This is a genomic window from Streptomyces sp. YIM 98790 (assembly GCF_011421595.1).
Taxonomy (GTDB): Bacteria; Actinomycetota; Actinomycetes; order Streptomycetales; family Streptomycetaceae; genus Streptomyces.
Genome location: NZ_WTLH01000217.1, coordinates 1 through 8,605, shown reverse-complemented (window position 1 = coordinate 8,605; position 8,605 = coordinate 1). Strand labels below are relative to the sequence as shown.

General features: G+C 67.4%; 9 protein-coding genes. 7 read left to right on the top strand and 2 right to left on the bottom strand.

The features are described 5' to 3' along the window. Positions 1-374: 374 nt before the first annotated feature. Complete coding sequence (locus tag GQS09_RS30790) at positions 375-593, top strand: tyrosine-type recombinase/integrase (RefSeq protein WP_313896323.1); 219 nt, start codon at positions 375-377, stop codon at positions 591-593. Between the two features lie 455 nt (positions 594-1,048). On the opposite strand, the gene GQS09_RS24615 is transcribed toward GQS09_RS30790, so the two are convergent. Continuing rightward, positions 1,049-1,765, bottom strand: coding sequence for a hypothetical protein (locus tag GQS09_RS24615; RefSeq protein ID WP_207958241.1), 717 nt, complete (start codon positions 1,763-1,765; stop codon positions 1,049-1,051). A gap of 148 nt (positions 1,766-1,913) precedes the next feature. Here GQS09_RS24615 and GQS09_RS24610 point away from each other — a divergent pair, with 148 nt between their 5' ends. The 4 genes from GQS09_RS24610 to GQS09_RS24595 all read left to right on the top strand — a co-directional run bounded on the left by GQS09_RS24610 (position 1,914) and on the right by GQS09_RS24595 (position 6,206). Further along, positions 1,914-2,228 (top strand): helix-turn-helix domain-containing protein, encoded by a 315-nt coding sequence (locus GQS09_RS24610; RefSeq protein WP_165989769.1) that lies wholly within the window; start codon positions 1,914-1,916, stop codon positions 2,226-2,228. Next, positions 2,215-2,733: an ImmA/IrrE family metallo-endopeptidase gene (locus tag GQS09_RS24605; protein ID WP_165989768.1), complete on the top strand. Its 519-nt coding sequence runs from the start codon at positions 2,215-2,217 to the stop codon at positions 2,731-2,733. The genes GQS09_RS24610 and GQS09_RS24605 overlap by 14 nt, the downstream gene beginning before the upstream one ends. A 636-nt stretch (positions 2,734-3,369) precedes the next feature. Beyond that, the gene (locus GQS09_RS24600; protein WP_165989767.1) at positions 3,370-4,377 is read left to right on the top strand and encodes a nucleotidyltransferase; all 1,008 of its coding nucleotides are present in this window, start codon (positions 3,370-3,372) and stop codon (positions 4,375-4,377) included. Continuing rightward, positions 4,374-6,206: a ThiF family adenylyltransferase gene (locus tag GQS09_RS24595; RefSeq protein ID WP_165989766.1), complete on the top strand. Its 1,833-nt coding sequence runs from the start codon at positions 4,374-4,376 to the stop codon at positions 6,204-6,206. The genes GQS09_RS24600 and GQS09_RS24595 overlap by 4 nt, the downstream gene beginning before the upstream one ends. Here GQS09_RS24595 and GQS09_RS24590 read toward each other — a convergent pair. Further along, on the bottom strand, positions 6,113-7,390 hold the full coding sequence (locus tag GQS09_RS24590; protein WP_313896322.1) for an SAVED domain-containing protein: 1,278 nt from the start codon (positions 7,388-7,390) through the stop codon (positions 6,113-6,115). The genes GQS09_RS24595 and GQS09_RS24590 overlap by 94 nt on opposite strands. A 321-nt stretch (positions 7,391-7,711) precedes the next feature. Here GQS09_RS24590 and GQS09_RS24585 point away from each other — a divergent pair, with 321 nt between their 5' ends. Both GQS09_RS24585 and GQS09_RS31095 read left to right on the top strand, forming a co-directional pair. Beyond that, entirely contained in the window at positions 7,712-8,434 is a 723-nt protein-coding gene (locus tag GQS09_RS24585) for a hypothetical protein (protein ID WP_165989765.1), read from the top strand. After that, a partial coding sequence (locus tag GQS09_RS31095; RefSeq protein WP_207958242.1) for a transposase occupies positions 8,374-8,605 on the top strand: 232 nt, incomplete at its 3' end. The genes GQS09_RS24585 and GQS09_RS31095, both read left to right, overlap by 61 nt.

Genomic DNA, 8,605 nt, shown 5'->3' with positions numbered 1-8,605 from the left:
GCGCGATCGGCCGGCTCGACTTGAGAGCCAGATGGACTGCTTCTTCTCGGAACTCCGGTGAATATCTACTGGGTGGTGCCACGTGCTTACTTTCTCGTCGTGCTCGGGGGGACATCCTATTGGGTCCCTGTCCGGAGACTTCGAGGCACCTCACGCTCCCAGCGCACCATTTCCTTGCCCGAAAGGTGTGTGCAGGCGCTGCGCGCCCACCGTGCCCGGCAGGAGACGGAGCGGGCGGCGGCCGGCCTGGCCTGGGATCCGCTGGCCCACCAGCCCGACGGGCTGGTCTTCACCACACCCACCGGGCGGCCCACCGACCCTCGCAGCCTGAACCGGATGCTGACCGTGCTGTGCCGGCGGGCGAAGGTGCGCGGGTGCGGGTGCACGACCTGCGGCACACCTGCGCCTCCCTGCTGCTGGCCCAGGGCGTGGACGCCCGGACGATCATGGAGATGCTCGGGCACAGCACCATCACCATGACGCTGGACACCTACGCCCACGTGATGGACACGACCCTGAAGGCTGCCGCGGAGCAGATGGAGGACGCCCTCGGCATGGATGAGGACACCGAGGAGCCCGAGGAGTCCGAGTGATCCCGGCGGGGGGCGGCGGCAATCGCGCCGGGTGAGGGCGTTGATGTCAGCCGTTGATGTCAAAGGCCCTCCGGGATCCTCCCGGAGGGCCTTTGACCAGTGTCGGGACGGCGGGATTTGAACCCACGACCCCTTGACCTCCAGTTCGGCCAAAGCGCTATGAAAATAGGGCAGTTGGAACAAAGGGACGGGGAGTTCCGTGTCGTATTGCCAGGGTTGTGCGGTGCTGTGCATGGCGTGTGGTCCCCGAGTGGTCCCCGGAGGAGTTGGCGCCCGCCCCCCGGGGCAAGTCGGGTGTCGCCACCCGGGGTCTGTCGGCAGGGTACAAGCCGCTGGGAACTCTCGAGTGGCGGATCTCGGCGCCGGGGCGCGGATGTGTGAAGGTCCGTCGCCTTGTGGCGAGTGGGTTTCCGGGGCGGGGTGTCCCGTCCCGCGGTGGGTAAGAGGCTGGTGCGTCACTTCTGGTTGACGGGCCAGGTGGCGGCCGGGTGGCAGCGGGCGGGGTAGGCGAGGAGGTAGACCTCGTTGCCGAGGAACAGGCAGTATTCGTCTGTGCTGCCGTAGGGCTGTTCGGGGCTGCCGGGTCGGGTGGTGAAGGGCATGTCTTCGGGAACCTGGCACAGGTAGACCAGGTCGGCGCCGCAGGCGCAGCGGTAGGACTCCGGGCCCTGTGCCCAGGAGGGTATGCCGCCCACCTTGAACTCCTGGGCGCCGACGAACTCCTCGTCGCCCCAGGGCAGGGGGTGGTCGGTGAAGGGCGTCAGGGTGAGAGGCCGCGGCTGCAGATGAGGCTCGGGCCGGTCGGTGGGGGAAGGGTTGTCCTGGAGGAGGATGCGCCAGAAGGTGCCGGGGTACGGGGGCTGCGGGGCCTGCCAGTACCGGGGAACGAGGCGGCCGTCGCGGAGTTCGGGGGAGGCGGCGTCGTTGTGGGCACGGCAGTGGAACACCAAGAGGTGTGTGCCGCCGAAGAACTCCACGTCGGCGGGGATGTCGAACTGGAAGTACAGGACCAGGTCCAGGCCGCAGAAGCACTGCGGCCACTCCTGGCCAGCATCAAGGTAGGGCCAGCCGCCCACCGAGTTCCGCACCGGACCGGTGAGCGGCTCATCTCCCACCACGGCCCTGTAGGCGGGCACCGGCGCGGGCTGCGATATGGCTTCGTCACGTGTCACCCTGCCCACCGTAGAAGCAGCCTCCGACACTCAGGGCGCACGACCTCGTGCGACGTGCGGGGTGATCGATCGCCCGTCCACCCCGGGTCTGGTAGAGCCGTAGCCGGGGAAGTAGGTTGTCAGCGAGGCTGACATCACTGGGGGCAGTATGGAAGAGAAGGCTTTCAATGCCGCTGTGGGGCGGCTGATCAGGGGGGCCCGGCTCCGGGCAGGGCTTACCCAGGAACTGCTCGGGCGGCAGGCTGGGCTGTCGCGAGGGTCAATCACGAACATCGAGAGCGGGACGCAAACACCCCCGCTGTACCGCCTCGTCCGTATGGCGGCGGTCCTTCATGTGGAGCCGGCTGAACTGCTCCCGCAGCTCCTGCCGGAGGAGGTTGCTGGCCTTCCGGCCAAGTACGCGGCCGATGTCGCCTCGGTATGGTCCGAGGCCGAGAAGAACAACGCTCATGGCCAGAGCTGACACTGCCGCACGGGCCCTGTTGCGGGAGTTCCAGATCGCCGCCGCTCCGGTCGACCCGTTCGCGCTGGCGTGCGGCCTGGATGTTCAGGTCGTGCCGCAGAGCTTGGACGACGACGTCTCGGGCATGCTGCTGCGGAGGGACGGCCAGAGTGTGATCGGTGTGAACTGCAATCATTCCCTGTTGAGGCAGCGTTTCACGGTGGCGCATGAGCTCGGGCACCTGCGGATGCACCGCGGCCGGCCCTTGATCTTGGACACGGACACGCGGGTGAACTACCGCAATACGGTGTCGAGCATGGCAACCGACCGCGAGGAGGTCGAGGCCAACCGCTTCGCTGCGGCCCTGCTCGCCCCCGAGACGCTGGTCCGGGCCGCGGTGCGCCAGACCTCTTTCCGTACCGTCGACGAGCTGGTGACCCAGCTGGCGGACACCTTCAAGCTCAGCGAGATCGCGATGACCTATCGCTTGATGAACCTGGGCATCATCTCCGGCCCCGCCAACTAGAGACCAGGTGATCGGCGCGCTCGGGGGCAGCCGCCACTGGCTCGACTCGCCCCGAACGCCGACCCGACCAGACCCGGCGAGCTGATGTCAGTAAAACTGACCATCAAAAAGTGCCTTGCGTGATGGTCGTTCTGTGTGCTCTCCTGGTTACACCAGGGAGCAGGCGGGCTCCTTGGGAAAGACGTGCACCCTGCCCGGCACGCACCGGGCAGGCGTACACCCGACCAGGGCCGTACCGCGCACTGCATGCCGGACCGTGACGACGGACCGCAGCACTGACCGGATGGCACCATGCACACGTCGGCTTGCCGTACAGGCGCCGCCCCGACCAGCCGTGCACAGCGGCAGTCGACCTGATCACGTCGCCCGGGGCTCAAGGTGCTGGCACCGCTAGCCGCGCTTACCGTCTGCCGTGGTATCCCGCACCTCCCTGGATACGCGGCTGCCTCGTCACCTCTGCCCTGCGCGGACACCCGCCGCACACGCCACACGTGTGCTTGGCGTGAAGGACCGGCCAGCCGGCACGTGACCTGCGCGTTGCCCCTTTCCATGCCCGAGGGCCGCGCAGCATCCCGACGCACACGGCATCCACGCTGCTGTTTCGCGGACAGGGCACCATCCCAGGAAGAGACACTCATGCAGCACGTCAACTGCTTCACTACGTTCCTGCGGGACGTCGTCAACCTCAGTCAGACCAAGCTCGATCTCCTCGCCTCCCGGGTGGAGGCCATCTACCAGGCCCTCAAGAGCGACCCGGAACTCGGACCGCTCATTCTCGGCAAGAAGCCCCAGGGATCGTGGGCGCAGCGCACCATCATCAACCCGGTCGGCGACAAGGAGTTCGACGCCGACTTCATGCTCCACCTCCAGGAGGTTCTGGACTGGGCAGACAATCCCGCAACCTACATCGACAAGATCTACGCAGCTCTGCATCGGCACAGCATCTACAAGACCATGCCGCACACCCGTAAATGCCGCTGCGTACAGCTCACCTACGCCAACTCGATGCACGTCGACATCGTGCCCTACCTGCGCCTCGCCGACGGCCGCGAAGTCATCGTCAACCGCGACGAGAATCGGTTCGAGGTGACCAACCCCGCCGGGTTCACAGCCTGGATGAAGGAGAAGGACGACATCACGGGCGGCAACCTCCGCAAGGTCATCCGACTGATGAAGTACCTTCGCGACCACAGGAATTCCTTCACCGGCACCCGCTCCATCATCCTCACCACCCTCCTCGGCGAACGGGTTACCCAGACCACCGCCCTGCTTGAGCCGGGCTGCTACGCCAACGTTCCCACTGCGCTGCTCACCATCGTGGAAGACCTCGACGAGTGGCTGCAGGCCCGCCCCTACAAGCCGTCCATCCCCGACCCGTCCGGATCTGGGGTTACCTTCGACCACCGCTGGAACCAGGCCACCTACGCCTACTTCCGCGACCGCATCCACACCCACGCACGCGACATCCGCAGCGCCTACGACGAGACGGACCCTGCCACCAGCGTGCGCCTGTGGCGGGAACTGTTCGGCAGCCGCTTCCCCGAGCCGCCCGGCTCGTCCTCCTCGTCCACCGCGCCGGCGGCCGGCCCCAAGTTTCCGGTGCCGCCGCTGATCACTCCCACCCGTACAGGACGTGCCGGATGACCAAGCGCAAATCCCCCGCCCGCGCCACGAGCCCATGGCAGCAGGACCTGCTGTCCGGCCTCAAAGCCCTCGCCGCCCAGCACCCCGAAGACCTCCGGGTCCTGGGCGGCCCCCAGATCCAGCCCGACGGCTCGGCCTGGATCCGCATCCGCCTGCACACCGCCGACATCCCGCACACCGAGGGAGGGCTCGTCCTGGGCGAGGACGAGGACTTCATCCTCGACATCCCGCCCATCGAGCGGGTGCCCCCGCAGGTGCTGACACCGCACACTCGCTTCGCCGGTACCCCGCACGTGCTGGAGGGAGTGCGCCTGTGCCTCTACCTCGACACCGCCCGCGAGTGGAACCCGGAAGGAGGCGTCCCCGCGGTCCTGAACCGGCTGTGGCAATGGCTCACCGACGCTGCCTCCAACCGGTTCGACGCCACCACCGCCCTCTACCACGCCGTCGGCGGAGTCCTGCACCGCACTGACGGCACACCCACCATCGTCGTCCGAGAACCGAACGAGCACCGCACCGCGCACACTGGCTGGCTCACCCCCCGCTTCAGTCAGCGACTTGACCTCTCCAGGCACCAGGCCCACGAGCAGAGCATGCGCCTGCCCGTACTGCCCCTCGGCCACCACCTGCCTCTCGGGGCCGGCCACACTCTCGCTGACCTCCTCAACCGCATCGACAATCCCACGCTTGGCCAAACGGGAGCCCTCCGCCGACCCGGACTCACCTCACCCGCTTTCCTGACTGCCCTGACTCACTCCGCCCGCCGCAATCCCGAGGGAACCAACCAGTACTTCATCCTTGCCGTACCGCACCCCGGCCTTCCAGCGGGCCCCCGTTTCCTCCTGGCCGGACGCCTGTCTGTCCCGGTCAGCGACACCTTGCGCCGCACACCTCGCCCGGCAGAGAATCTGTCCGCGCTGCCCGCCGATGTAGGTGACAGCGCCGTCGAATGGTGCTACCTGTCCGAGGAGCGGGAGGCCGTCACTACCCGCCGCGACGCCCAACGCCCCGTCAACGCCTTCCACGGCACCCACGTCCATCTCTGGGGTTGCGGCGGGATCGGCTCTTGGGCTGCGGAACTGATAGCCCGCGCCGGGGCCGCCCGCATCAGCCTCAGCGATCCTGGCACCCCCATCACCGGCGGACTGTTGGTGAGGCAGAACTACACCGAAGCCGACGTCGGCGAAAACAAGGCCGTCGCCCTGGCCAAGCGGCTGCGCAGCTTGCGCGACGACCTTATCGTCGACATCTCCCCGCCACCCCCCTCACTCGAACTGCTTGATGCAGCTCAGCAGGCCGACGTCATTATCGATGCCACTATCAGCATCACCGCCGGACGCTTCCTGGACCTCCTGGCGCGCCACTCCGGTCGCACAGCCGTGCTCGCCCAGATGGCCACCGACCCGATGACCGCCAGCCACGGCATCCTCACCGTTTCAGCCCCCGGAACCGGCCATGGCCCCGCACTCATCGACCAGACCACTGGCCAGCACGTCCTGGCCCGCCCTGCCCTGGAGTCGTACCACCAGCTGTGGAGCGAACCGCAGCCAGGTCAGGAGATCAGACCCACCCGCGGCTGCTCCGTGCCCACCTTTCATGGGTCCGCCGCCGACCTCGCCAGCATCACCGCTACTCTCGTCACCCTCCTCGGCATGCAGATGCACCATCCCGTCTCCGGAACTCACCTTTGCGCCCAGCCCCACACCGGTACCCAGCCGTCCCACTACTTCATCCCCTACCCACCCCACCCTGATGACCCGCCCGCCGCTCTCGCCACCATCCCCACGCCTGCCCCGCTACTTCCACCCACCTCAAGGGTCGGCACATAACTCCCGGCCAGCCGTTCGTACACCACCAGCGGCGGATGGACCTGCGGGTGGTGGACACGGCCCAGCACGATCGCGGCGGACATCGGCAGCGCGGGCAGCACATGCAGGCGCTCCAGCGTCTTCGCCTCAGCCTCCAGCCCGGCGAAGAAGCCCCGCAGCGCGGCAGTGAAACGCTCCAGGCACCTGCGGCCACGCATGATGTCCGGGCCCGTGGGCACCCCGACCGGACGGATCTCCCAGCGGCGCAGTCCCGCCAGCGCGGCTGGCACCTCCTGCATCCCGATCGCTCCCGACACGTTGATTACCACCACGGCCTCGCTCCCGGCCGGCACATCGTGATCGATCTGTGTGGTGAACCCTGGAACCGGGCCATTCCCGTCGCGCCACACCCACGACTCATCCTCCCGGTGCCGCTGGTAAATGTCGGTGGGCACCGTGTCGTCCAGCCGGGACCCCAGATGCACCAGTAGCGGCAGCCGCGCGAAGCCGAATACGCTCACATGCCGCACGGCATCGCGCATGATGCCGGGGCGCAACTGCCGCTCGATCACGCTGTCGATCACCTGGGTCGCTACGCGGTAGTAGTCGCGGCTGGCAGCCGCAGCTCGCGACGCTGTGAACGGGGCGGCCTGCGATTCCCCGGGCGCCCCGCGCAGGTCTATTTCGAGGCCGTGGCGTGTGTAGGACTCCAGGAACAGTGGAAACCGATCCCCGGCGACGACTGCGGTCGCGGCCGTCTGCCGGGACAACTCGACCTCGTTGCCGTGGACCGGCCCCACCATCCGCAGCACCGTGGTGGCGCGATCCGGCCCAAGGCCCGTCACGTGCCGGATCCGGTCCTCGTGGTCCTGCTTGACCCGCCGCAGTTTCTCGACCGTGAACAGATCCAACCCGCCCGCCGCATCGATCTCACTGTGTTGGTCGGCGCACAGCAGCATCAGATTGTCGGCGTCCTCCCTCCGCGCGTGATCCAGAGGTTGCTCACCCCGTGGCGAGCGGACACCGCTGCCGCGGCCGACGATGTGCGCGAGTTCGCCCAGATTCAACGTCCGCCCCGACATCGAACCCTCCAGCAGGTAGGCGTTGCACAGGGCGCATCTGCCCCCACTACGCACCCACACCTCCCGGCGCACCGATCCGGACGGCTTGCCACCTGCACCTCGCGCCCTGTCCTGATCCTTCACGGTGCCCGCCCTCCGAACCAGTCTCGTCCCACCCCGTTGACGCTATGCCGCAAGTGCCATAAGGGCGACCTGACTTGACAAAAATGGAACGGTCCGAACGGTGGCATCGAGACGCCTTCACCGTGTCTTCCAGAGCTTATGCCGCCGAAGAAGTGCCGCTGGCGCCCTTGGGGCTACCGTCGAGGCATGGCCCGAAGCGCCCCGGAGAACCGCCGTTGGCGCAGGCCGTAACGCCATTTCCAGGGTTCCTTCCGGCTGCCCTCCGGAGCCGGAGGGCAGCGACATTCCGGCAATGTCAGACCCTCCTGACATCATCCGGGCATGCTCATCAGCCCACAGCTGGCCCGGGACACCCTGGCGGATCTGACCAAGGACTGTGGCCTGCCTCTCGACGCCGGTGAACTGATCCCGAGCAGAGGTGACTTCCTCGATCACGGCCATGTGTTCATCGGCGATGTCGCTGTGCGCGGCTACAAGAACAAGGGCCGCTGGAAGTACGACGACCGCGACATCCGCCGCGCCGGGAAGGCCTTGGCTGCCGTCACGGTCGACCACAGCGACGTGATGGAGGCCCAGGTTCCCAGCCGCCGCTACTTCGAGGATCGGGAATCCTATGACGACTGGAACCGAGCCGACTGGCGCAGGATACTGAACTACTGGATCTACGCTGCCGCACGGCGCTCTCGCCACCGGGACCTCGTCCCTGCCTACGGCGACTTCGACAGCGACTTCTGCAGCAGCTGGTACGAAATCGGCACCCATGGTCTGCCCGGCCAGCTCACCCTCGAGGAGCTCATCTCGTCCTACGGTGCGTGCACGGTGGCCGCCACCCGCCCGTTCGAACTGCTGACCTGGTCAGGGACGCGCTGGGTGCTTCCGCGTGCGTACGCGGACATGCTTGATCGGTGGCAAGAGCGAGACCGAGCCCTCGCGGAGCAGGCCCGCATCTGCACCGGCTGCCAGCAGCAGGGAAGTCGCTGGGCATGGCGCACCCCCACCGCGAGCGGTTACGTCACCCTGTGCCCGGCTTGCTCCGGCGAGTGAGGTGCCTCGAAGTCTCCGGACAGGGACCCAATAGGATGTCCCCCCGAGCACGACGAGAAAGTAAGCACGTGGCACCACCCAGTAGATATTCACCGGAGTTCCGAGAAGAAGCAGTCCATCTGGCTCTCAAGTCGAGCCGGCCGATCGCGCACGTCGCCAGGGAACTCGACA

Bases quoted from the DNA above. Each gene is read 5' to 3' on its own strand.
- GQS09_RS24610 (WP_165989769.1), top strand. From the start codon at position 1,914: ATGGAAGAGAAGGCTTTCAATGCCGCTGTGGGGCGGCTGATCAGGGGG.
- GQS09_RS24605 (WP_165989768.1), top strand. From the start codon at position 2,215: ATGGCCAGAGCTGACACTGCCGCACGGGCCCTGTTGCGGGAGTTCCAG.
- GQS09_RS24600 (WP_165989767.1), top strand. From the start codon at position 3,370: ATGCAGCACGTCAACTGCTTCACTACGTTCCTGCGGGACGTCGTCAAC.
- GQS09_RS24595 (WP_165989766.1), top strand. From the start codon at position 4,374: ATGACCAAGCGCAAATCCCCCGCCCGCGCCACGAGCCCATGGCAGCAG.
- GQS09_RS24585 (WP_165989765.1), top strand. From the start codon at position 7,712: ATGCTCATCAGCCCACAGCTGGCCCGGGACACCCTGGCGGATCTGACC.